The sequence below is a fragment of the Salegentibacter maritimus genome (genome assembly GCF_016236975.1).
Taxonomy (GTDB): domain Bacteria; phylum Bacteroidota; class Bacteroidia; order Flavobacteriales; family Flavobacteriaceae; genus Salegentibacter; species Salegentibacter maritimus.
On record NZ_JAEHNY010000012.1, the window covers coordinates 1 to 25,492 of the forward strand.

Below are 25,492 nucleotides of genomic sequence, written 5' to 3' on the forward strand. Positions count from 1 at the left end.
TCTACTTCTTTATACCAGTGAGCTAGTTTTGTAAAGGCTATACCTTTGTTTTTTGTTTGGTTGAAGATATTCCTGAGGTTATTTACTAGCTTGTAAGCTTTTTCTATTTCAGGATATTCGGTAAATAAGATAGCTGCCCTTTCTTTTTGATTATTAGTCCACTTCTCTGTTGATTTGTAGAGTAAATACCTGCTTCTTGCCAGAAGTTGCTTTTGGCTATCTCCGTTGGGAAGTAGTTTTGGCAGGAAGGCTTTACCGGGGGTGGTCTTTGCCTGTTTTATCTGCTCATTCTCCTGGTCAATGGCTTCCCATCGGTATTTTATGCGAAGTTCTTGCAATGCTTCTATGGCAAGTTTTTGAACGTGGAACCTATCAGTTACCTGGATAGCTTTAGGGAAACAAACTTTTGCAATATGCTTCATCGAGTGCGCCATATCAAGGGTTATCTCCTTAACTTTGTTGCGGATGGATGATGGGAGTTTAAGAAGCCTATCAATGATTGGCTCTGCCCGTGTTCCTTTGAAGATGCTTACCAAAGCTCCTTTCTTACCCTTAGCCTCTTTATTGGTGCTTATGGTATAGAGTTCTCCCTGAGATAAGGCAGTCTCATCAATAGAGAGAAAAGCTCCAATGTTTTGAGGGTATAGGAGCCATTTCCCGGCGTGAGATTTTTGTTCCCAGTGTTGAAATTGACTTAGGTGGTTTTTATACTGGCGTTGAAGTTTCTTACCTGAAATTCCGAAGAATCCTCCTACCTGATGACTACTAAGAGCTGTATTATCGGTTGCCTTCTTTTAAAAAATCAGCGAACTCTTTTGAAAGACGAGTACCCTGTGCAATAAAATCTCCCCAACTCCGGTTTACTTTGATCCACTTCTGATCTACTAAAACATCCCAGCGTCTTCGCTTCAGGTTTAAGCTTACCAAATTATCTCTGATTGGATAATCATCAATTATGCGAGGTTCCATAAAGCCACTAGCTTTGTATTGGTGGTTTTTATAGGCTTCCGGGATTTCCTTTTTCTCTTCCAAATAAATGGTCAGTCGATTAACGTACAGTGGATCTTTAATGGCCTTTTTATCAAATCCAACAATATCAAAATACGTTAATAAACCTTCAGGAAGGATTAAGCTTAGCAGGGATAGGTCAGTCTCTTTATTCACTGGATAATATTTATCAGCAAAGAAACTTAATTTTTACTTTAGACCCAACTTTTGAGATTGATCCTTCTTTAACTTTTATTTTAACTTGAAAAGGGGGCATTTGCCATCAAATTATTCTACACTATAAGAAACCATCCTTTAAACGTATTAATTATTCAATCATATAAATTGACTGAAATGGTTTTTAATTAGTACCATTTCTAATAGTAGAGAAAACAATTAAAAAAGCCCTGGCCAGCATAGTATGCTCTATTTTTCAAATTTACGAAAATAGCCTCTGGCGTGGTGAAAAAAACATTTTTTACTCTGGTTTAGGCTCTTATCGTCCTGAATTGGTAAATCCTTATTTGAAGGCTTTACTATCATTTTTAATTGCTTTCGAAACTTCTCCAGTGATTTGGGTTGCGGAGATTCTAATATTTGAAAAGAATTGGTAAACTACCCCAAAAAGTATATTGGGATAGATATAGTTCTAGGATTTCAATGCCTATTTAGTACGATTTGAAGCAAAATTGGCCAAAGAACACAACCTGCCGGTAGATGAATTTCAATTCCTCTATGGTTCGATTTGAAGATTTACTGGAATCTCGAGGTCCGGAAGATCTTCTCAAATTTCAATTCCTCTATGGTTCGATTTGAAGCCGTTTGTGCAGCCGCAGGCACGCTCACCCTTGCCGAATTTCAATTCCTCTATGGTTCGATTTGAAGGACACAAGGATTTTCAGGCTATTGCCCGTCCTTTGATTTCAATTCCTCTATGGTTCGATTTGAAGTAAAACTGTAGCCTTCCCCAATATCAATAAAGTTGAGATTTTATAACGATCGCTAAATAATAGTATCAACTTGTAAATAAAGGCTTTAATGTTTTTTTATTTAAAAAATAAGTTCAAAATTGTACTCCTGATTTGGAATAATTTTTCTGCTATTAAAATTGACTTCTTCTGTAGATATCTATTGTAATCTTGAAATGAGTATTTTAAATTCTTCACATCCAGATGATAAGTTATTAGTTGCTCAACTAAAAAATGGTAATGAGAGAGCTTTTGAAAAACTATATGAGAAATATAGCGGTGGCATTTATGGTTTCTCCTTGAAACTGCTTAAATCTACAGATTTCGCAGAAGAAGTTGTGCAAGATGTGTTTTTGAAGGTTTGGAATACCCGAAATGATTTAGATGTAAATTTAAATTTTAAATCTTTCATTTATACTATTGCTAAGAATCAGTCTCTAAATATACTCAAAAGAGCTGCAAACGATTTAAACTTGAGAGACCAACTGCTCTATACTCAAGAAACGTTTTCTACTTCGACGAAAGACAATTTATTGAACAAAGAATACGAAAATGTTAAAAGGAATGCTATTAATAGTCTTTCTTCAGGTAGGCGGAGAATCTTCTTGATGTCACGTGAGGAAGGTTTATCCTACGAAGAGATTGCAAAAAATCTAGGTATTTCTGTCAACACAGTTAAGACACAAATGAAGACGGCTCTGAAGAATATCCGAAAACACCTTTCTAAACATGGAGATATGGATTTCCTTATATTCCATATAATTTATTTTACATTTTTTTAATTTTTAAAATACTGTAACATAGTGTTTTAAAATTTTTTTAAGAGAAATTTAAATATAGAGTCACCCTAGCCTCCTTTTTAATTGTATTAGTAATAGAAGCCTTATAATGAAAGAAAATAACCGTTTTAAAATATTATTTAGAAAATATATCCGAGATGAGTATTCATCATCAGAATTAGATGAATTTTTTAAATTGTTGGATAAGCTTCCAGAAAATTCCAGTGTTTTTGAAAATGAGTTCATAGAAAATGAAATTAATAAAACTTCACAGGAGAAGCTACCTGCCCAAAAAGCAAAGTATATTTTCGAAAAAGTAAATCTTAAGAAAAGATCATACAAGAAAAAACGACAGTTTAAAATTCACAAAATAGCAGCAGTGTTTTTGGCATTGATTGTAGGTGGAATTTTGATCTCATTACTTGAAAAGAATAATAGCGTAGTGGACCCTAATAGTAACTATGTTATCATTAAGAAGGCGAATGGAGAACGGGAAATACTGGAAGATAATGAGGATGCTCACATTCTATCAGAAACTGGGGATACTATAGGTGTTAAAAAAGGAAATAAGATAGAATACACCAGGGAAAACGAAAGTCTGGTATATAATACATTATACGTTCCTAATGGAAAAAAAATTGAATTAAGCCTTGCGGATGGATCTCAGATTTTTTTGAATTCGGGATCCTCCATCCGCTATCCTTTGAGTTTTAGTTCTAGTGATAAGCGGAGGGTTGAGCTTGAAGGGGAAGCGTATTTTAAAGTTGCTAAAGATTCATTAAAACCTTTTATAGTTAACTCTTCAGATATTAATGTTCAGGTTTTGGGTACCTCTTTTAATTTCAATGCTTATAAAGAAAATAAAGATATAGAAGTTGTTCTTGTCGAAGGCTTGATTGCTATGTATACAGAAAAGGATCAATTCAGAGGAGACAAAACTCAACTTCTACGTCCTGGATATAAAGGAAGCTATTCGTCAGCTGGTGGTGTGGTCAAAACGGCCGTTGATACCGATTTATATACATCCTGGAGGTCAGGGGAATTGATATATCGAAATAAAACTCTAGAGCAGATTTTTATGTCGCTAGAAAGAAGCTTCGATGTGAAAATTAAAAATCAGAATAATACTCTTTCAGGCCAGATAATTAATGCAAATTTTGGTTCGGAGTCTATCGAAAATATAATTGAATATCTAAATAATATGTATGAATTTAAATATACAATCAAAGATGATGTAATAATTATTGAATAAAAAAAGGGAATGAGCCACCATTCCCTAGACGTGATAAAATAATTACCACTTAACTAATTAAATGTATGAAAAAAAATCTACTTGAACGAGTAGCCTGGACATCAATATCTATAAACAATCCAGTTAAATTAACTTTATTAGTGTTATTAGCCTTTTTATCAACGGTTAATGCTTCAGCTAGTTACTCTCAAAAAAATAAAATTAGTCTTAATGTTGTTGATGTAACTGTAGCTAAAATATTCTCCACTATTGAAAAAGAAACAGATTATAGATTTATTTACAGTCCTAATGATGTGGACATAAATAAGAAGATTTCTGTTAAAGTTAACGAAGTTGATATAGTTTCTTTTCTAAATGTTTTATTCCCTGGTCACAAACTTGATTTTAAGATTATAAAAGATCAGGTAATTATTAAGAAGAAAGATAACTCAAAAGAAGACATTCCTAAAAGCAGTGAAGTTCGGCATCCCGAACTTTTTCAGAAGATTCTAAAAGGATATGTTTTTGATAAAGATTCCTTGCCACTTCCTGGAGTTAATGTAATTATTAAAAATAGACGTAAAGGTACTATTACCAATATGGGAGGAGCATTTCAAATTCAAGCTTCTGCTAAAGATACATTGGTTTTTAGTTTTGTGGGGTTTTCTAAAAAAGAGATCCCTGTAGGCGATAAAGAAATTATTAATGTCACATTATCTCCGGGGGACCAGCTTTCTGAAGTGATCATAACTAGCAGTTATGGTACTAAACAACGAAAAGAGCATATGGTAAGTAGTACTTATACAGTAGATGCTGAAGAAATCAAAAACCTTCCTTTTCAAAGAGTTGATAAATTATTAGATGGTATTGTTCCTGGTTTGCAATACTCACCACAAAGTGATAATACAAGTAGTGCCAGAAGTAGATATTCTGTGTCAATTAGAGGAGACGCGTCTTTGGCAGCTTCAAATGAGCCTTTGTGGATTCTAGATGGAACTCCACTCTTTACGGGTAATAGAACAAACATGACCGGAATGAGTACCAGTGTTAGTCCTTTATCTTATCTAAATCCTGAAGATATTGAATCAATCACAGTATTAAAGGATGCTGCAGCAACTTCTCTATATGGAGCTGATGGGGCTAATGGGGTGATCTTAATTACTACTAAAAGGGGGCGAAAGGGAAAGGTTAGATTCAATGTTTCCGCAAGGAGTGGACAGAGTTTTCTCGCTGAGAACACACGGTTTAAGGTTTTAAACGGAGCTCAATATATGGAGTTGGCAAAGGAGTCTTATGTTAATACTGGTAGAGATATGCAATATTTTCCTTTTACTGATAATGAGTTAAATAATTATAGCGAAACAGATATTGATTGGTATGATATTTTTTATGATCAGGGAAATACCTCTCAGATTGGGCTTTCTGCAAGTGGGGGATCAGAAACAAGTACATATTATATTTCAGGTGGGTATTTTCAGGATAAGAGTACAATAATAGGAAACAAACAGGAACGTTTCTCGGTACGGGCAAATAATTCTACCGATATTACAGATAAAATGTGGATAGACTTATCTCTAGGGGCTTCCTATAACGTAAATGACTTGTTTACCCCTGGAAATGAATACTATGAAAATCTACCCATCATTTCTCCTTATAATGATGATGGTTCATTTAGACAATATTACCGTATAATAAATGGCTCTAATCCTGATGGATCACCAATTTGGGAGGATCAGCGTTTTTTTAATGCGGTGGCAGAAAGAGAACAGAATGATGATAATCAAAGAAGTTTTGCATTTCAGGGAAATCTGAAATATAACTATGAGTTTTTTGAAGGTATATCCTACAGGTTGCAATTAGGTCTAGATTATCAAAGTAGTAATGAGGATAGGTATCAATCCATGAAAAATTGGTCGGGAAAAGACCAGAATGGGAATAAGGTAGGTTACGCCTCTGTAAGAAACCTGGATTATTTGAAGTGGATTATGACCCATCTTCTAAATGTTGATAAAAAGTTTGATGACCATTCAATAAGTGGCTTATTGGGGTATGAAATGTCTAAAGATCAAGCCAGAGGTGTCAGTGCTAGTGGTGGAGGTTTTGTAAATGATCATGTGAGAAGTGTGGGGCATGCTGCAGACCAGGATGGGGGAAGTAGTTATCGAGAGACAGCAAGAATGTCTTATTTCGGAAATTTCACTTATTCATTTGATGATCGGTATAATGCTACTTTAGTAGGTAGAAGAGACGGGAATTCTGGTTTCGGTGAGGATGCACAATGGGGGAATTTTGCTTCCCTGGGACTCGCTTGGAATATGCATAACGAAGAATTCTTTCGCAGTAATTATCTGAACAGACTGAAGCTTAAAGGTAGCTATGGTAGTAATGGAAACTCACGTATAGGCGATCAGGAAGCTATGGGGGTTTATACATTTGGAGATTCTTTTAACTATGCAGGTTTACCGGGAGCAGGAATGGAAAGAAGTCCGAATCCTCAATTAAGTTGGGAAACAACTTATATGACTAATCTGGGGGTAGAGATGAGTGCCTTTGATAATAGAATTAATCTTGAAATTGAAGGATATAGAAATAAGACAGAAAGATTAATTAGTAGACTTGATGTTTCCCGGACAACGGGTGCGCTTCGGGTTTATCGTAATGTAGGAGCTATTGAGAATAGAGGTGTAGAAGCTACCTTAAATACAGTGAACTGGAAAACCGATAATTTCAATTGGTCTACTACGATTATGGCATCTCATAATCGAAACAAACTTCTAGAATTGTTTAATGATATTCCAAAGAATCAAGGGAACCAGAGATGGGAAGTGGGCGAAGATAGCAATGCATATTATTTGATAAGATGGGCTGGTGTCGATCCGAGAGATGGATACCCATTATGGTATGATACTTCAGGCAATATCACCCGGGAGTATAGTGCAGCCAATCGAGTAATTTATAAGACATCTACCCCAGATTTGTTCGGTAGTATTGTGAATAATTTTTCCTATAAAAATTTAAGTTTAAGAGTTCAAGCTTCTTACGTACTCGGTGGTTATGGATTTAGTTCTTTTGGACGCGGAGTAAGTTCTGATGGATTGAATATTCAAACTGATAATCAATCGGTAAATCAATTAGATAGATGGCAAAATCCAGGAGATTTGGCTTTGTCTCCTATTCCATTATGGGGTGTTAGTACAAGATCTGTAATGAACTCCACCCGTTTTTTATATAATAAAACTCACATAAGGTTACAAAACATTTCGCTTAGCTACCGAATGGAGAAAGAATTAAGTAGAAAATTCGGTATGAATAATCTAAGCCTAACATTGATTGGTGATAATCTCGGTTTCTGGACTCCTTATGATAAAAGCAATAGAAATTCATACAAAAACAACATCAGTGGTTTTCCAATTGAGACTTTAGTATCGCTTGGATTAAACGCTAGTTTCTAAAAGATTAAATATGAAAAATATCAGTAAATTTTTAATTCTCTTCGTTTTAATGGGGATGTATAGTTGTGAGGACTTTCTGGAGGTAAATGAAGTTGGGAAAACTTCTATACCCACGTATTTCTCAGATTTAGATGGTATTCGATCAGCTGTACCTGGAGCTTATAGTAGTGTTTATGACTATTACGATTCTGAATTCTACCTCTATCCACAAGTAGCTGGAGATCTCCTTGACCTGGTGACTACAGCTGAAGGAGTTAAAATGGTGGATCAGTATAATTTTACTTCAGAACCCGCACAAGAAGTTACGGCGGTAGGCCATATCTGGTCTAATGGTCTTTTGGCTTTAGCAAATACAAATAATATATTGAAGTATCAACCGGAGCTTCTAAATAAATATCCAGACAATCAATCAGAACTGCAACAAATCAAAGCTCAAGCTCTCTTTTTAAGAGCCTTAATTCATTTTGATTTAGTTCGGACTTATGCTCAAAACTATTCCTTTACACAAGACGCTGACCATATTGGTGTTCCAGTATTATTAGAATTACCGGGAGCTGATGATAATGTTGGACGTAGTTCTGTGAATCAAGTTTATGAGCAAATATTATCTGATTTGATCGAGGCAGAAAATATTTTTGATACTGAAGGTATGTCCACGAATCAAGGTCTTCCTTATTTTGCATCAGATGTAGCTGTAAAAGCGCTTTTATCCAGAGTTTATCTGTATATGGAAGATTGGGGGAAGTCACAGGAATATGCTCAGCTGGTTCTCTCCCAAATCGAATTGACTCCTCATGAAGCTTATGTTAGTATGTTTAGAACACTTCAGCCAGGAAGAGAAGCAATATTCATTTTAAACGGAACCGAGCGTAATTCAGATGTACAAAGATTCTATTCAGTTGCTGGTCCAGCGGCTTTTGCTTCCGAAAAATTGAAAACTATGTTTAACGATACCCTAGATGTTCGATTAAAATTATTTACACAGAATGCAGGTGAGGGTAATATGGCTACATTAAAATATTCAAGACCGGGAGTAGAAGAAACTTCTTATGGGAGTGATTTGCACGTGATAAGGGGATCAGAAGTAGTTCTCAACCTAGCGGAAGCTAGTGCAAATCTGAATCAGTTGGAAGAAGCCAAGAGCGCACTCAAACTAATACAGTCAAGAGCCTATGGCATACCGGCAGATACTATTGATATTGAAGTCGAAAGTAAGGAAGCCTTGCTGGATTTAATCACTTTAGAAAGAGCTAAAGAACTTTGTTTTGAAGGTCATCGTTTTTTCGATATAACAAGACGTCATAAAGACCTTGTTCGCTCTTCCCAAACTTCTTCCAGTGTAGAAAGATTAGATTACCCAAGTAACTTATTTGTATTGCCTATTCCTCTGAGTGAAATGAATACTAATGATAATATGGTTCAAAATGAAGGATATTAAAATAATAAATAAAGGTTTTCGGTACGGCTTATTAATAATATCTATAATCTCTTTGTTTTCCTGTGATAAGGAACAAATTGAAAAATTTGATGAGCCTTTCGTGCATATTATGCAAAATAATCAAAACCGCATAGTTGTTAACTCCAATAGACAGGATGTAGTGTCTTACTATATATATTATAGTACTAAGAAGAACAATGAGGATTTGGAGGTAACATACTCTGTCACTCCTGGTAATGGCTTACAGGAAGGAAGAGACTATCGCATTTTAACTAATGAAAATCCGTTGTTGTTCCCTAGTGGAATATATCGCAGACCTATTCAGATACAATGGCTTAAAAGAAGTGTGGAAAGCAATATGGATAATACTTTAATTGTCACCATTGAAAGCACTAATAAAGATGATGTAAATATCGGCCTTCCGGGTCCTTTTAACAATCAATCAGAATTTATCATCGAAAAAACGAATTAGAAAATGCTGCAAAAAATAATAACACTAATTGTAATCTGTATATCTTTTGTAGGTAAGGCTCAGGAACTAAAGTCTAATCCAAGTTTGGTAATTGATTCTTTAGATAATGGCTTGACCTATTACCTATACGAAACAGATGAAGTAAAGAATAGGGCTATTTTTAGATTATTTCTTAAGGCAGGATCTTTACAGGAAACTGATAATCAACGGGGGCTTGCTCATTTTATGGAGCATATGGCTTTTAATGGAACTGTTAATTTTCCAGGTAACAGAATTACTGATTTTTTAGAAAGTAAAGGAGCTAAATTTGGACACGATCTTAATGCGCATACTAGCTACTCTGAAACTATTTATAAGCTGCAACTTCCAACTGGGGATAAAGATCTGGTAGATTCTACTCTAACTATTCTAGCAGATTGGAGCAATGGAATTGTTTTGGATTCCCTTGAGATTGAAAAGGAAAGGGGAGTAGTATTATCTGAATGGCTCTCTAAACAAAATGCAAAACAGGAAACTCAAGATGCTTTTTTAAACCTCCTTCTAAATGATTCCCGATATTCAAAACGTAAAGTTATTGGGGATACCACAACACTTAGAAATTTTAAAAGGTCCGACCTGGTTGATTATTATAAGAAATGGTATGACCCTAATTTAATGGCAGTAGCTATTGCTGGTGACTTTGATCTCGAAGAGGTGGAAGCCTTAATTAAAAGTAAGTTTTCAGGTATCACATCGCAAAAAACCGAACAACAGATATTTAACATACAGGATTTTGAAAATAGTAACTATGAGATAGTAACCGATAAAGGAACAAAAGATATTGAATTAACAGGTGTTCAATTAATCGACCCCTATAGAGACATAAAAACAGAGGAAGATTTTGTTGCCTATTTGAAGAAAAACATATTAAACGATTTATTCAGAGAACGTTTTGGAAATCTTTCTTTTGATAATCCCAGTTATAAAAGCGGGAGTATAAGTTTAGGGAATTATTTCCCGGTAAAAGCTGCTTTAATGACTTCTGTAGACCTTAAAAGTTCTGCTATTGAAGAGGGCCTTGAGGAATATTTCTATCATGTTGAACAAATTTTTAATTATGGTTTTACCCAATCCGAAATTAAAAAGGTCAAAAAACAACTTCTTAAAAGTCTTGATAATTCTAACCAAGAGGATGAAAAGCCTTCTGCGGGTATTATGGTCAAGGAAATGTATCAAAATTTCTATTACGGAAATGCTGTCATCACACAAAAAGAGGAGTTTCGCCTGACAAAAAAGTACCTGAAATCAATTGATTCGCTCAATTTAAAAAAGGAATTGGAACGTATTTACCAGCCTACAAAAACAAAGTATTTGTTGACTGCAAAAGATGAATTAAAGGATAGCCTTCCAAACATTGCTACTTTAAAGAAAATAAGAGATGTAGATTTAATAGAAGTAAAGCCTTTTTATAGAGATTTAAATGTACCGGAAAAATTAATAGCGCGTAAGCCTAACCCAGGAAGTATAATTTCGGAGAAGCTAATTGAAGAGATAGATGCAAAAGAATTTACTTTATCTAATGGAGTGAGATTGATCTATAAAAAAACGGATCTAGATGAAAATAATATTCTACTCAGTGGTTTTAGAAAAGGTGGATATTATGCATTGCAGGAAAAAGATTATGTAAATGGAATTTATAGCACACCTATAATATCCTTAAGTGGATATGGAGATTTCTCCAGGGAAGCTTTGAGTCAATTTTTGGCCGGAAGTAGTGCAAAGGCAACTATGTTAGCCGATAAAACTAGAACCGGATTCTACGCTAGTAGTGATTTGGAAGATAAGAAAACGTTATTCGAATTACTTTATTTGAAATGGACCTCCCCAAAGGTTGACGCCGATTTATTTGCACAAGTTAAAGAGCGAACAATAGAAAGTAAGAAGAATGAAGATTTAAGCCCTTCCCAAATATTTGCAAGGGAAATAAAGCAGATGTTAAGGGGAGATGACTATGTGACAAGGTCCCTATCTGCTGAAATTATTGAAAAGAATCTAAAAGAGTCCGAAGTAATATCAGTGTATAATCATTTTTTTGGAAATGCTGACGGTTATACTATGGTACTCATTAGTGATAAACCATTCGATTTCTTTCGGGAAGCAGTGACGAATTATTTGGCAGCTCTACCTTCAGGGAAGGTTTCCCTGGATTACAAGTATAAGTTAAAAAATAAGCTGAAGGAGGATGAAAAATTAATAAAAAGAACAGGCGAGTCTCCTAAAGCAAGTGTTTCCCTTGTTTATCAACAATCGGATACAATTGGATTTCTGCCGAAGAGAGATCTGGAAAATGTTGTAGTAAAAGATATTATTAGATCTCGACTTTTAAAAGAACTCCGTGAGGAGATGGGAGCTGTTTACAGCGTTGGTGTCAGTTCTAGTAGTACCTTGCAACCATCCGACTTAAGCAGGCAGAGTGTTAACTTTTTATGTGAACCACAAAGGGCCCAGGAACTTATTGAAAGGACTAAAGATATCTTAAGTAAGTTAGCAAGTCAAGAAATTTCTATTGAAGAGGATTTAAATAAAATTAAAACAAACTTATTGAAAGTGGATAATCTTTTGCGCCAAAGAAACACCTATTGGACAAAGGCGATTAGGGAACACTATTTTAATAAATATCCGAATTGGAATGCCGTGGTAAATTATCAAGAGCGAGTTCAAGCTTTAGATGAAGGTGAAATTGCAGATAGAATCAAAGCCTACTTTATTGATTCACCAACTATTGAAGCAATTTTATATCCGAAAGAAACTAATCTTTAATTCTAATAATAACTAAAATTCAAAAAATGAGAAAACAAACTAAATTTCTTTTTCTATTTGTGGCCTTGGCAGGTCTATTTATCTCCTGTTCAAGTGATGATGATGAAATAACAGAACCAACAGGACCCGCAGAAGTTTCACTGGAGAGCTTCGGGTTTTATCAGGAAGACAACGATAAGTTATTCGATGATTATGTTGTAGAGAATATTTCTGGAAATGAAGTAACAATAGCTTTACCGGCTCAAATCGATAGATCCTCGCTAATCGCTAGGTTTACCACAAGTGAAAATGATAAAGTGACCGTTGGGGGTGTGAATCAGGTTAGTGGAGAAACTGTAAATGATTTTTCCACAGACTTGGAATATATGCTTAATGAAGAAAATACCAACGATATTTATACCATTTCGGTAGTTGAGCAGGCCAGTGCTGTATGGAGTGATCTAACAGCATTTAATGCAGAGGTAAGAGAAATTTCTATGGATATTAACCCTATGACCTCTGAACCTTCTATTGTTTACATTTCAAATCCGGAAGAATCAGATGATCGAAAGTTGAATTTGATTTCATATAGTGGTAATCAATGGAATATGATTGGTGCTGAAAATTTTACTCCGGCAAGAGCTAGAAGTGTGGATTTAGGATTTAAACAGGACGGTACACCGCTGGTAAGTTTTCGTGATGATAATCTAGATCCTTATAAAACTTCTATGATGGCTTATGAATCTAGTAGCTGGAATTATGTTGGAGAAGCTGGTTTCTCTGGCGTTGCAGCTGATGTAAGTGCTGTTAGTACTGATGACAATGGTGATATTTTCGGTTTTTATATTAATGATGATCGTGATGATCCAACAAACCGAAGAGGAGTTTTTGCCAAAGTCTTTGATGGTGCTTCGTGGACAGATCTTCCTATTACTGGTAGAACTGGAGCTGCACGTACAATAAAAACCAAAGAGGTTAATGGTGTTGTATACCTTTCTGTTTTAGACTTCGGTGAAGGACAGGGAGTTTCTGTTTATAAGTACGATGAAAATGGATGGACTACTTTAGCAGATAAGATGAAAGAGTCAGAAGAAACGACCATTTATTATTATGATGTATCTATGGCTGTAGATAGCCAGAATAATGTTTATGTAGCTTATGCTGAAAATAATGGAGAAGGTACTGAATACCAATTAAAGGTTAAGAAGTATTCTTCTGAAGATCAAAATTGGACCCTTTTAGGAAGTAATATTGCTACTACCGAAGTTAGAACCTTCGATTTAGCCGTTGACGCTTTTGATAATCCAATGCTTCTTTATAAAAATGAAACTGAAAATCCAGTGGTTATTGGATTCGATGATGAAACTTTCAATTGGGGAGGTACAACCGTCCTTTCTAATCAAGAAGCGGACGACTTACAATTACAAGTCGCTCCCAATGGAGTAGGTTATGCTAGCTATACGGTAGACAACCAATTGTATGTTCATAAATATGACTCTCCTGATAACAATTAATTTTAATGTTTGTTTGGTAAGTTAGGTTAGGATAGGACGGTAAAAGTACCGTCCTATTTTTTTAATAATAGATATGAAGAATTTAATTTTATACTCGTTTATGCTGGTTTTACCAGCAACTGCCTGGTCAATATCTGAAAGTCCAATTATTCGGGGCATTGTTTATGAGGATGAAAATTTGAATGGAAAATTCGATATTGAAGAAAAGAGACTTAAAAATGTTTTTGTTTCTAATGGTATTGATATTACAAAAACCAATCGGAGGGGCGAATATCAACTAAAAAGAACTAATGATAATAATATTTTTGTCATCTTACCCTCAGGTTTCCAATCGTCAAAATCTAATCAGTGGTATAAAAATACCAGCCTTTTCACTAATGACATGAATTTTGGATTAAAAAAGACACCTGTGGACGGGAGCTTTAAAATTATGGCTATTGGAGATGTTCAGGTTGGCACTGAAAATGAAATAAAGTATGCTGGGAATACTATAGGCAAAGAGCTAGTAAACAAAAAAGATTATGCTTTCAGTATTTTTCTGGGAGATATGGTTAATGATACTGTTGGCTTGTTTGAACCTTTAAAAGATATTTTGGATTATAGTAAATTTCCTTACAAAGTAGTATACGGAAATCACGATCGTAATTTTGAAAACTCAATAAATCATCAGGAAAAGGATTTCGAGATGATTTTTGGTCCCACTACTTATGCATTTTTTTATCAAGACGTTCTGTTCATTACTGTGAACTCTATAAAGCCAAAAGGAAAATACGGATATGAAGGTTTTTACGAAGAGGAAGAAATTCAATTTGTAAAGAATATTTTAAGCTTATCAAAGAAAGAACAACTAATTGTAATTAATCAGCACATCCCGTTGGCGTGGATAAGAAATAAGGAAGACTTGCTTGACCTATTGGATATACAGAATGACATTCTAGTGCTGTCTGGTCATACTCACAGTATAATTAGGCGGTATTATAAACGTAATGGTTTTAGCGATATTCATGAATTAACAGCAGGAGCAGTATCTGGTAATTGGTGGACAGGGCAAAAAGACTGGACCGGAATTCCTTTAGGTCTGATGAAAGACGGTAGTCCCAGGGGTTATTTTGATATTACGTTTGTAGGGAATGATTATCATTTTGAATTTAAACCTTTAGATTCTAATGAAAATGGGCAGTTTAACCTTTGGTTTGGAGATTTAGATCAGAACGATTTGCCTTATACTATCACCAAAGATAATAATCAGCTGATTCTAAATTACTATTCAGGATCTGAAAAGACCGAAATTAAGGCTTACATAAATGGAAAATATTACCAAAATCTCGAAAGGGAAAAAAGGATAGATCCATATATTGCCAGAATTAAAAGATGGCAGGATAAAAATCTTGTTCCAGATAAATTGAGTAGATCTGCTCCATATTTAAGTAATCCTTCTGAGCATATCTGGATACTAGATTTACCTTTAGACGAACTTAATGCAACTAATATTATTAAGTTAGAAGTAAAGGATCCATACCTTAAACCGTTCAAACAGGAAATTATATTTTGGAAAGAATAATGTTTATTCTATTCACATATAATGAATGCTACTCCTTGAGTAATACTATAAATTGAGCTTGTTGGTTCCAACTTATTTTCAAAATTTGGTTATGGAAGGTGATGACCTTTAGATATCTTTATTTTGTTTATATTCAATAGCCTGATTACTTACATACTATGGAGAAATTTATTCTTGACTCTGGAAAAGCACTGGCTAGATTAAGATCTGGAGGGTGCTTCTTGCCTTAAAGTTTGGAGTTTTATAAGTAAATGATAAAGAAAATACTCCGAATTTTATTAGATTTAGAGTTGACTACAAAAAACGTTTTCAAAACCTATTCAATTCTTCCTGGTATACATCCATTAGATTCGATGGTAAAGACTTCAGGTAGATCTGGGTAGTATTCAATTTACTATGCCCTAACATTTCAGATATCGCTATTAGTGGAATATTCTTCAACATTGCGTGGGTAGCGAAGCTATGTCTTGAAACATAAGAGGTTAGTTTTTCGTCAATGCCACAACGTTTTGCTAAACGTTTTAAACCATCATTGTAACGGTGGAGAGCGTCCTTAACATCTTTGTATTGTAATTCTACTTTTTCCCTTTTAATAATGGGTAAAATGAACTCATCCGAACTTTTATCTTTGGTATAAAAATTAAGAATTTCCTTTAAGGGTTCGGTTATCTTAATATCATAAAGTTTTGAAGTTTTCTTTCGCTGAAATCGAATACGTCCATTCCTAATGTTTTCTACTTTTAGAAATGCCATATCAATAAAAGACATTCCAAATAACATATAAGAAAGAATGAAGTAGTTGCGGTAGTGAACCATAAAGTCCGAAGGATCAATCTTCATCTCCAATATTTTCTTAACAGATTCCTGCTTTATCGCTCTTTTTGCAGTAGGCACTGTTTTGATTTGATAATTGTAAAAAGGATATGCCTCCCGCTTTATAATTCCCGCTTTAATTCCCCTGTTAAATATGGCTTTCAGGGTGCGCATATAAGAAGCTACTCCATTTATGCTATTTCCGGGTTTTGATAGGTGGTACCGTTCAAAATCGACTAGAAACTCATAGTTAACTTCATTAAATTTCACATCTCTCCCTTTAGTGAATTTTCTTAGGACGTTAATTAAATGCTGATAATTTTTTGCAGTTCCAAATCGATTAGTAGCTTTTAACTCAACCACTTTGGCTTCACCAAATTCATAGAAAGAATCGTATTTATTTTTACCTACCAGACGATTCTTTAATTGTTTAATGGATAGGAATTCTAGTTCTCTACTCTCACGTAGCTGATTTATTTTATCCTGATATTGGACTAATTCTTTAAGCAAAAGGTTGTTTAAATGAAAAAGTGCTTCGGTTCCTTTAAAGGACCCCTTGATTTTTTTCTTTCTCTCGTCCCAGCATTCCTCCGGAATTGCTTGTCCAGTCGCTATTGACGTGGTTTTTTGGTAGTGACCAAGGCGAATTATAACCGGAAATTTGCCATCTTTCCGACTCCTTCTTTTGTCTAAACTGAGGGTTAAACTGGTCTGCATCAGGTAAATATACTAAAAAAATTTGCACATAATTTGCACATAATTCGATGAAATCACCTGATTTTATTTGATATCAAAATTTATTAAAATACTGATAATCAATAATATATGTGTTTGTTTGAACCGTTTGATTACCCCAAAAAAATTTTCATAATCAAGGGGTCCCTGGTTCGAGCCCAGGTGGGACCACTTTTAACGCTTGTTAAGCCCTATAAACAGTATGTTTGTAGGGCTTTTTTTATTTCGGGGGCGGAGAGAGGGGTGGAATGATAAGTTAAATTTTTATTACTTTTAAATATCTAAATTCAATTTATGAAGTTATTGACCTCCCAGAAAAATAGTATTTACGATTTAATAGTAAAAAATGGGCTTTCACCTTCTCAATTTAAATTCTCAAAATCCGCAAACAAGTATAATTATGACGGATTTGCTACAAACTTAGAATATAAAAACGATGAATTTTACTTTTCTTTTCAAACCGCTGAAAATTCCGAAAATGATCATTATGCAATATTTTCACCTGGTGATGATGTTTATTTCGAAGAGTTTTTTTCCAGAAGTTGGAATTCACAACTAGCTGTTTTTTCTAATTGGTTACGCTATTTAAAAAGAGAAATTACTGTTCCAGATAAATGGAAGGTCTTACATGATCAAGTCGATCATTTGGATTTAAAAATTGATCAGGATAATGATAAATTTTCAGCTAAAGAGTTTATTGAGTTAACGAATAGAATAATTGAATTAAAAGAAAGTTTAAATAAAATAGATCTACTTCCTGAACAGTTAGAAATTATTAATTCTAAATTGGATCATTTAAATAAAACCGCAGAAGATCTTGGAAAATTTGATTGGAAAAGCTTATTTATTGGAACAATCGTTAATACAGTAATACAGTTAAACTTAACTCCAGAGAACGCACAATTATTATGGTCAACTATTAAGAATGTCTTTAGTAATTACTTTTTAATTGAATAAGTATGTTCGCAATTTCCCCAACTGATTTAAACTGGTTTACTCTTTTAAAAAATCAAAATCTTAATTCTAAAATTAATCTTTGGACTCCTACACCTTGGAATGTAACAAGACTTCCAGAAGGGGATAGATTATATTTTATGCTCAAATCTCCTATTCGTAAAATTGGTGGATTTGGAGAATTTATTGAGTATAAAAATATGAGTATTAATGAAGCTTGGAATAAATTCGGTTTTAGAAATGGTTGTTCTAGTAAACAGGAATTGGTTGATAGGCTCAATAAATACAAGGGGAAGCATAGTAAGGATGATCGCAGTGTTTTAAATTCCGAAATTGGGTGTATTATTCTAAATAATGCCGAATTCTGGGATGAAGAAGATTTTAAAGACTTAGAGAATTACAACATTAATTTTTCAAGGTATATCGTTAAGATAAAATATTTTGAACAATTAGATACTCTGTCTAATGATCTCAATTATAGTACGAAGAAATTTGAATTAATACCCACTTCCACAGAAAAGCTAAAGAAAGCAAGGCTCATTACTGAAAGGAGAGGAAGTGGGGTTTTTCGTGCAAGAATAACCCGTGCTTATTCTAATCAATGTTGTATATCAGGTGATAAGACAGTAGAACTTTTGGAAGCTGCCCACATTCAGCCATATTTAAATAACGATTCCAATCACGTGAGTAATGGATTATTACTAAGAGTCGATTTTCACCGAATGTATGATAATGGTTTAATTTATATAGATCAAAATTTTTTAATACACGTAAGTCCAGAAGTGAAATCTAATTATTATCAAAGTTTTCACGGAAAGAAAATTTCACTTCCCAATACTGAAAGTTTTGCACCCTCAAAGGAGGCTCTTTTAACTAAGAAATTTGAATATAGAAATGAATAGATCATTTACGGAATTGCAGAAAAAGATATTGAAATTTAGAAAGGAAAGGAATTGGAGGCAATTTCATTCTGTTAAAGATTTAGCTATCGGATTGAATGTTGAGGTTTCAGAGTTACAAGAATTAATTCTATGGAAAACCGATCAACAAATTCGCAATATTGAAAATGAAAAAATAGCAAACGAGTTAGCAGATATTTTTATTTTCTTAACCTATTTCTCAGAAGAGTTTAAAATAGATTTATTGGATGCTGTAAGCAAAAAATTAGAAATAAACGAGATTAAATATCCAGTTGAAAAAAGTAAAGACTCTAATAAAAAGTATGATGAACTTTAAAAGTTCCCGATAGCTTTATTCTTATCATCCAATCTTTTATAAAGAGGTAACGTTTTTCTGTTTAAATCAATCATTTTAATTTGAAGAAAGGGCTGATCTATATGATCTTTGACTTCATACTCTTTTAAAATGGCATTTAAGCGCTTAAAATTCTCTAAATATTCTTCAGTAGTATAAAAGTCTGTGTAGAGTTCTGAAACAGACTTAGAGCAGGTCCAGCTCTGAAATTTTTATTTTGAGATAATATTATTCCCACTTTCCTAAAATTGTTGCCTTTAAAAGCAGGTAGTAATTAAGTTTCTCTATTTCTTTTAGCTATATTTAAAGAATTGAAAAAGAGGGTTCTGGAGTAAAATGTACTTGTGAATCTTGAAATACATAGAATAGATTGAGGTTTGAAATTCATTATTTTTCCAAAAAATAATTCAAGCTTAAGCATTGACTGTAAAACCAAAATATATGAAATCACCAAAAGCTCCCGGAGTGTATCTTGAGGAAACAGCCTCTTTCCCGGTTTCGGTTAGTAGTGTGCCCTCGGCAATACCGGCATTTATAGGGTATACCCAGGAGGATAGCCTGCATAACATTCCTACCAAAATTAACTCCCTTCAGGAATATAGAGATAAATTTGGCGGTGCACCCCTGCAAGCTTTTAGCCTTAAATTAACCGATATTTCCACCAATGCTAAACTTAGCTCAAGAACCTATACTGTAGACGACCCCCATCCCGGTATTTTTAAACTTTACCATAGCCTGGAATTATACTTTAGTAATGGCGGTGGTCCCTGTTATATCGTTTCGGTGGGTAATTATGAAGCCGAAAAAATTGAAGTTGGAAAACGAGATCCCCTGGAGGGACTACTTGGAGGAATAAAAGCTACTGAAACCATAGACGAAATTAGCCTTCTTGTTTTTCCGGATGCTATAAGCCTGGCTAACGAAATAGAATATGGTTTTGTGGTAAAAGATGCTTTGGCATTGTGCCATAAACTTAGGGATAGGTTTACTATTTGTGATGTTTATGATAATAATTCCCCTTCGGCCATAAACGATTTTAGACACGCTATCGGGACAAATCATCTAAAATATGGAGCTGCTTATTATCCTTCATTAAAAACGGCTTTTAAGTATACAGCCAATGAAGAAAATTCTGTAATTATCCATACTAAAATTGAAGATACCGGTTCGCCGGTCAATTCCAGTTTTCATAAAAAATCTTTGCATGAAGTTAAAGACCTGGACGCTTTGGTGTACCGCAGTTTTAAAAATGAAATAAATAATAAATATATAAGTCTGCCATCATCAGGCGCCATTGCAGGAGTGTATGTGAATGTAGATACCCAAAGGGGTGTTTGGAAAGCCCCGGCTAATGTAAGTTTAAATTCGGTAATAGAACCTACTGTAAATATTACCCAAAATCAACAAGAAAGCCTTAATGTAGATGCTATCGCGGGAAAGTCTATAAATGCGATTAGAACTTTTTCCGGTAGGGGAGTTTTGGTTTGGGGCGCAAGAACATTGGCAGGAAACGATAATGAAAGCAGGTATGTTTCTATACAAAGACTGTATATAAATATAGAAGAATCTGTAAAAAAGGCGTTACAACAATTCCGCTTTGAAGCTAATACATTACCTACCTGGGCGAGCGTAAAAGTAATGATTGAAAATCACCTTCTAAATTTATGGCGGGAAGGTGCCCTGGCAGGTGCAAAACCCGAACATGCCTTTTTTGTAAAAGTAGGCTTAAATGAAACCATGAGTTCTCAGGATATTTTAGAAAATAAAATGATTGTACAAATTGGCCTGGCCCCAATGAGACCGGCAGAATTCACTATACTTAAGATTTCTTGTGAGATGAAGACTTCCTGAATTTTAAAGCATAATACTTATACCTCTTTTTTTGCTTTAACCTAGCATTTATTCAAATACTGGTTGAAGTACTTGCTACAAGAATATACTGGTTAAAAATATAAGCATGTTGGTAGCTTATTCTTATAGATGGGTATATTTGAATAGCTATAACTAACCCCCGGTTTTATGATGAAGCAGAAAAAAATAAAAAAGCCCTGGCCTACTAAAGATGCTATGGTTCAAATTTACGAGAACAAGCTTTGGGGTGGGGATAATAATGTATATTATTCGGGTTCGGGATCACATCATCCTGAAATGGTGAATCCGTATTTGGAGGCTTTGTCTGCATTTTTGGGTGCTTTTGAAACTCCGCCGGTAGTTTGTGATTTAGGGTGTGGAGATTTTAATATTGGGAAGGAATTGGTAAGGTATACCAAAAAATATATCGCGGTAGATATAGTTCCGGGGCTTATAGAACATAATAAAAAAGAATTTGTGGCTGATAATTTAGAATTTCAGCTTTTAGATATTTCAGCAAATGAATTGCCACTGGCAGATTGTGCAATCCTTAGGCAGGTGTTGCAACATTTATCGAACACCGAAATAAAGTCGGTGATGAATAAACTAACTGATTTTAAATATATAGTACTCACCGAGCATTTGCCGGAAGGAGATTTTCTACCCAATAAAGATATTATTTCAGGACAGGGAATTAGGTTAAAAAAGCAAAGCGGAGTCAACCTTTTAGAGTATCCCTTTAACCTGGAGATCAAAGAAGAAAAGCAGTTGCTATCTCTTAAATCGCCCAATTTTAAGGGAGTTGTAGTTACTACAGTATATAAAATGTTTTAAAATTAACTTGCAGATGTAACAAAGTTACCGGCCTTTTTATGTTGGTCTATTTATCTATAGCTTTAGCTCTAATACTAAATAGGAACAATTTTCGTAAAGTTGAGATTGCCGGTTTTTTTTTTTTTTTTTTGACCATTGCTGCTAAGTAAATTATCTCCTGGCCAGCCTCGCGGTCTCGATAGTTATCGGGATAAATCTAGCTTATCGAGTCCAACTATTTTTCTTCTATTTAAGAATAAACATCACCTTATAAATTAAATCACAGAAAACTTTTTGTGGGAAATAAATAATCATTAAACACTCCTGTAATAGTTATATCGAAAAATAAGAATTCCCTTGGGTTTGGGAAAATCGATTTCCTTCTTTTTGCACCGCTAATTTAAAGCTTAGTTAATATAAACTTAAACTAAAAAAAATCTTTCTGGGGAAAGCAATCTATAGTTTTACGCCCAATTATTTAGAAGCAAAAAAACTAACCTAAAATATTATTTTATAAGATTAAATCCACTTTTTGAATTAGCCAAAAGGAGCCCATTCTGTTGCAGCAGAATGGGCTTAATTTAGACTACAATTATTAATTATAGCCAAATCTAATGACTACTAAAATACAATTTTTTTTAAAAAAGGAGGTATATTTACTATGCCTTCTATTTATTTTTTCGGAGGCACTTGCTTTCAATTACAAGTCGGGAAGCTTACCAGGAACCGATAACTTTCAACAAACTTTTCAGGGAACTGTTTTAGATGAACAAGGTATTCCGTTGCCTGGGGCAACGGTAATAGAAAAAGGAACTTCTAACGGGACCAATACAGATTTTGATGGAAATTTTAGCATCAATACAACTTCTAATGATCCTATTCTGGAAATTTCTTTTATGGGATATACTACCAGGGAAGTAAAACCAGAGGGTACTTCAAAAATTACAGTAAGGCTGGCACCAGATCAAAATGCCCTTGAAGAAGTGGTTATAGTTGGTTATGGTGAGACCCGTAAAGAAAACTTATCAACTGCGGTAAGTACTGTTAATACAGAAAATATTGCTGAACGTCCTGTAGCCGATGTTAGCTCCAGTTTACAGGGGCTAAGTCCGGGTTTAAACGTTACCCAATCTACCGGTAAAGTTGGGGCTGAGCCTCGTATTAATATTCGTGGGTTCACTTCTATAAATGGAGGTACACCTTTAATTCTTATAGATGGGGTAGAAGGAAGTTTAAGCAATCTTAACCCAGACGATGTAGAATCTATAAGTGTTTTAAAAGATGCAGGTGCTGCAGCCATATATGGTGCAAGGGCGGCTTTTGGTGTTGTTTTGGTAACTACAAAGAATGCTAAAAAAGGGAATGTAGTTGTTAACCTTGGGTCTACTATGGCGGTTAATTCCCCGACAATGAATACAGACTTTGTTACAGACCCCTATAAAGCGGTAACAATTGTAGACGAATCGTTTAGAAATAATAGCGGTGCTTCCTATACAGGCTATAATGAAGCAGATATGGAGGCCTTATATGAAGTTTCCCAGGATCCTTCTTTGGCAAGAGTCATTATAGACCAACGTAATGGAAGAGACCAATATGTGCATTACGGCAGCACCAATTGGTGGGATACTTTCTTTAGAGATACATACCCTTCTCAAATATATACCGGTTCTGTTTCCGGAGGTTCAGAAAAAATCAATGCATATTTCTCTTACCGAAATTTTCAATCTACCGGAATATTAAAGGTGCAGGATGATGAATATCAAAAATATAATTTAAGGGGTAAATTGGATATTGAAGCTACAGATTGGTTAAGCTTTTCTAACAATATGCAGTATAACAGTTCTGAAGATTTAGAACATGGAGGAACACAATATGGCTACCGAAATGTTTGGGGTAGTATGATATGGGTACATGCTTTACCTTCTTATATGCCAACCAACCCAGATGGAAGTTCTTTATGGAGAACAGAACTTAATAATTACACCATAGGAGATGGTATTTACGCTTCTTTGCTACAGGGAACTTCCCAGGAGCTAACTAATAACAGTGGTTTTTCGAATATAGCTTCGGCTGAAATTAAACCTTTTACTTCTTTAAAGTTTAACGCCAGTTATGCCATTAGAAGAAATAATTATTCTCGATACCAGCGCTCCACCAGGATTCCTTATTCCATCTATCCTAATCAAATAGACTTAATGGGCTATGATTATTTAAATGAATATAGAACCGAAAGCAAATATGATGCATTAAACGTGTATGGAGAATACAGGGGGTCTTTTGATAAGCATAACCTTAAAACCGTAGTTGGGTACAACCATGAAACCTTTCTAACAAAAAGTATCTCGGCAGGAAAGCAAAATCTAATTTCTAATGATTTGAATTCCCTTGGGCTGGCTACAAATAATCCAACTGCAAATGGTGGTGCATCAGAATGGGCTTTGCAAGGCTTGTTTTATAGACTTTCCTATGATTATGATGATAAATATCTATTGGAATTTAATGGCCGCTACGATGCAACCTCCCGTTTTCCTTCTGCACAACGATGGGGCTTCTTTCCTTCTGTTTCAGCAGGTTGGGTAATCAATAAGGAGAATTTCTTTAATGGATTTGCAGAAGATACTTTTGACCTTTTTAAAATAAGGGCGTCTTATGGATCATTAGGAAATCAAAATATAAGCGATTATGCTTATTTCCCTACCCTTCCTACCGGTTTGTATAATTATGCAATTAATGGGAACAAACTAAATTATATAGAGTCTCCGGCATTAAACCCTAGCCAGATTACCTGGGAGGAGGTAAATACCTTAAACATGGGGGTTGATATGGCATTGCTGGATAATAGACTTTCCATGAATTTTGACTGGTTTCAACGAGATACAAAAGGAATGTTGGCACCGGGAGCTACACTACCGGCTGTTTTAGGAGCAGGATCGCCATTAGAGAATGCAGCCGATTTGAGAACAAAAGGTTTTGAACTTTCCTTAACCTATGGAGATTCTTTTAAATTGGCTAACGACGATTTTGATTTTTCTATAACCGGAAACCTATCGAATTCAAAAACAAAAATCACCAAATTTGATAACCCTAATTTAAGCCTGGTTGATTTTTATGAAGGAATGACAATTGGAGAACTTTGGGGATATAGATTAGATGGTCTATTTCAATCTGAAGAAGAAATAGCAAATCATGCAGATCAAAGCTTCGTGTCTAATCGTATCACCTCAGGCGGAGGTTTACAGCCTGGTGATGTTAAATATTTAGACCTGAATGGGGACGGCGTTATTAACGAAGGTGAAAATACCGTAAATAACCCTGGTGATAAGGAAATTATAGGTAATTCGGCTCCACAATATTTGTACAGCTTTAACCTTAGTACCAATTGGAAAGGTTTTGATTTATCGGCATTTTTCCAGGGAGTGGGTAAGCAGGACTGGTACCCAAATTCAGATTCGCGTCTTTTTTGGGGGCCTTACAACAGGCCTTATAACTCGTTTATTAGGAAAGACCTGGCCAATAACATGTGGTCTCCTGAAAATACAGATGCTTATTTCCCCAGAAACTATGGGTATATTGCTTTAGGAGGATCTTTAGAAAAAGTGAATGATAGGTACCTTCAAAGTGTTGCTTATTTGCGCTTAAAGAACCTTACGCTGGGCTATACTTTGCCTAAAGGACTAATTTCAGATTCTGATGCTACAAAACTTCGTATTTACTTTAGTGGAGAAAATATACTTACGTTCTCTCCTTTAACAGATTATATCGATCCAGAGGCAGCAAGTAATTCAGTTAATCTAAACCAACCCACCACGTCTTCCAACAGGAGTACTGCACAAACGGTACCTTTTAATAAAACCTATTCCCTGGGTGTATCATTTCAATTTTAAAAATAAAA

The 25,492-nt window shown here is 34.7% G+C and carries 17 protein-coding genes and 1 CRISPR repeat array; of the genes, 14 read left to right on the forward strand and 3 right to left on the reverse strand.

The window, feature by feature from the left end:
- Together I6U50_RS12715 and I6U50_RS12720 are read right to left on the reverse strand one after the other, a co-directional pair.
- Positions 1–737 (reverse strand): ISAon1 family transposase (locus tag I6U50_RS12715; RefSeq protein ID WP_198639200.1); only part of this gene is annotated, 737 nt, incomplete at its 3' end.
- Between the two features lie 40 nt (positions 738–777).
- Positions 778–1,164: an ISAon1 family transposase N-terminal region protein gene (locus I6U50_RS12720; RefSeq protein WP_198639115.1), complete on the reverse strand. Its 387-nt coding sequence runs from the start codon at positions 1,162–1,164 to the stop codon at positions 778–780.
- Between the two features lie 476 nt (positions 1,165–1,640).
- Positions 1,641–1,937: direct repeats of the CRISPR family, unit length 31 nt; unit sequence AATTTCAATTCCTCTATGGTTCGATTTGAAG.
- Between the two features lie 194 nt (positions 1,938–2,131).
- On the opposite strand from I6U50_RS12720, the gene I6U50_RS12725 reads away from it, so the two are divergent.
- The 8 genes from I6U50_RS12725 (at position 2,132) to I6U50_RS12760 (ending at position 15,180) form a co-directional block, all read left to right on the forward strand.
- The gene (locus tag I6U50_RS12725; protein ID WP_198639116.1) at positions 2,132–2,737 is read left to right on the forward strand and encodes an RNA polymerase sigma factor; all 606 of its coding nucleotides are present in this window, start codon (positions 2,132–2,134) and stop codon (positions 2,735–2,737) included.
- A gap of 106 nt (positions 2,738–2,843) precedes the next feature.
- The gene (locus I6U50_RS12730) at positions 2,844–3,986 is read left to right on the forward strand and encodes a FecR family protein (protein ID WP_198639117.1); all 1,143 of its coding nucleotides are present in this window, start codon (positions 2,844–2,846) and stop codon (positions 3,984–3,986) included.
- A 65-nt stretch (positions 3,987–4,051) separates the two neighbouring features.
- A complete protein-coding gene (locus tag I6U50_RS12735; protein ID WP_198639118.1) occupies positions 4,052–7,417 on the forward strand; it encodes a SusC/RagA family TonB-linked outer membrane protein in 3,366 nt (1,121 codons plus the stop codon).
- A gap of 10 nt (positions 7,418–7,427) precedes the next feature.
- Entirely contained in the window at positions 7,428–8,855 is a 1,428-nt protein-coding gene (locus tag I6U50_RS12740) for a RagB/SusD family nutrient uptake outer membrane protein (RefSeq protein WP_198639119.1), read from the forward strand.
- Entirely contained in the window at positions 8,842–9,327 is a 486-nt protein-coding gene (locus I6U50_RS12745; protein ID WP_198639120.1) for a hypothetical protein, read from the forward strand. Before I6U50_RS12740 ends, I6U50_RS12745 begins: the two co-directional genes overlap by 14 nt.
- A gap of 3 nt (positions 9,328–9,330) precedes the next feature.
- Positions 9,331–12,126: a M16 family metallopeptidase gene (locus I6U50_RS12750; RefSeq protein ID WP_198639121.1), complete on the forward strand. Its 2,796-nt coding sequence runs from the start codon at positions 9,331–9,333 to the stop codon at positions 12,124–12,126.
- Between the two features lie 26 nt (positions 12,127–12,152).
- The gene (locus I6U50_RS12755; protein ID WP_198639122.1) at positions 12,153–13,619 is read left to right on the forward strand and encodes an NHL repeat-containing protein; all 1,467 of its coding nucleotides are present in this window, start codon (positions 12,153–12,155) and stop codon (positions 13,617–13,619) included.
- Positions 13,620–13,692: 73 nt separating this feature from the next.
- A complete protein-coding gene (locus tag I6U50_RS12760) occupies positions 13,693–15,180 on the forward strand; it encodes a calcineurin-like phosphoesterase C-terminal domain-containing protein (RefSeq protein ID WP_198639123.1) in 1,488 nt (495 codons plus the stop codon).
- Between the two features lie 309 nt (positions 15,181–15,489).
- Here the strand turns inward: I6U50_RS12760 and I6U50_RS12765 are convergent, their stop codons facing one another.
- Complete coding sequence (locus tag I6U50_RS12765; protein WP_198639124.1) at positions 15,490–16,710, reverse strand: site-specific integrase; 1,221 nt, start codon at positions 16,708–16,710, stop codon at positions 15,490–15,492.
- A 312-nt stretch (positions 16,711–17,022) separates the two neighbouring features.
- On the opposite strand from I6U50_RS12765, the gene I6U50_RS12770 reads away from it, so the two are divergent.
- From I6U50_RS12770 to I6U50_RS12795, 6 genes are all read left to right on the forward strand, one after another.
- A complete protein-coding gene (locus I6U50_RS12770) occupies positions 17,023–17,685 on the forward strand; it encodes a hypothetical protein (protein ID WP_198639125.1) in 663 nt (220 codons plus the stop codon).
- A 2-nt stretch (positions 17,686–17,687) separates the two neighbouring features.
- Positions 17,688–18,584 (forward strand): HNH endonuclease, encoded by an 897-nt coding sequence (locus I6U50_RS12775; RefSeq protein WP_198639126.1) that lies wholly within the window; start codon positions 17,688–17,690, stop codon positions 18,582–18,584.
- Entirely contained in the window at positions 18,577–18,918 is a 342-nt protein-coding gene (locus I6U50_RS12780; RefSeq protein ID WP_198639127.1) for a nucleotide pyrophosphohydrolase, read from the forward strand. The genes I6U50_RS12775 and I6U50_RS12780 overlap by 8 nt, the downstream gene beginning before the upstream one ends.
- A 459-nt stretch (positions 18,919–19,377) precedes the next feature.
- Complete coding sequence (locus I6U50_RS12785; RefSeq protein WP_198639128.1) at positions 19,378–20,787, forward strand: phage tail sheath family protein; 1,410 nt, start codon at positions 19,378–19,380, stop codon at positions 20,785–20,787.
- A gap of 171 nt (positions 20,788–20,958) precedes the next feature.
- The gene (locus I6U50_RS12790; RefSeq protein ID WP_198639201.1) at positions 20,959–21,621 is read left to right on the forward strand and encodes a class I SAM-dependent methyltransferase; all 663 of its coding nucleotides are present in this window, start codon (positions 20,959–20,961) and stop codon (positions 21,619–21,621) included.
- Positions 21,622–22,214: 593 nt separating this feature from the next.
- Entirely contained in the window at positions 22,215–25,484 is a 3,270-nt protein-coding gene (locus I6U50_RS12795; protein WP_198627859.1) for a SusC/RagA family TonB-linked outer membrane protein, read from the forward strand.
- Positions 25,485–25,492 lie beyond the last annotated feature (8 nt).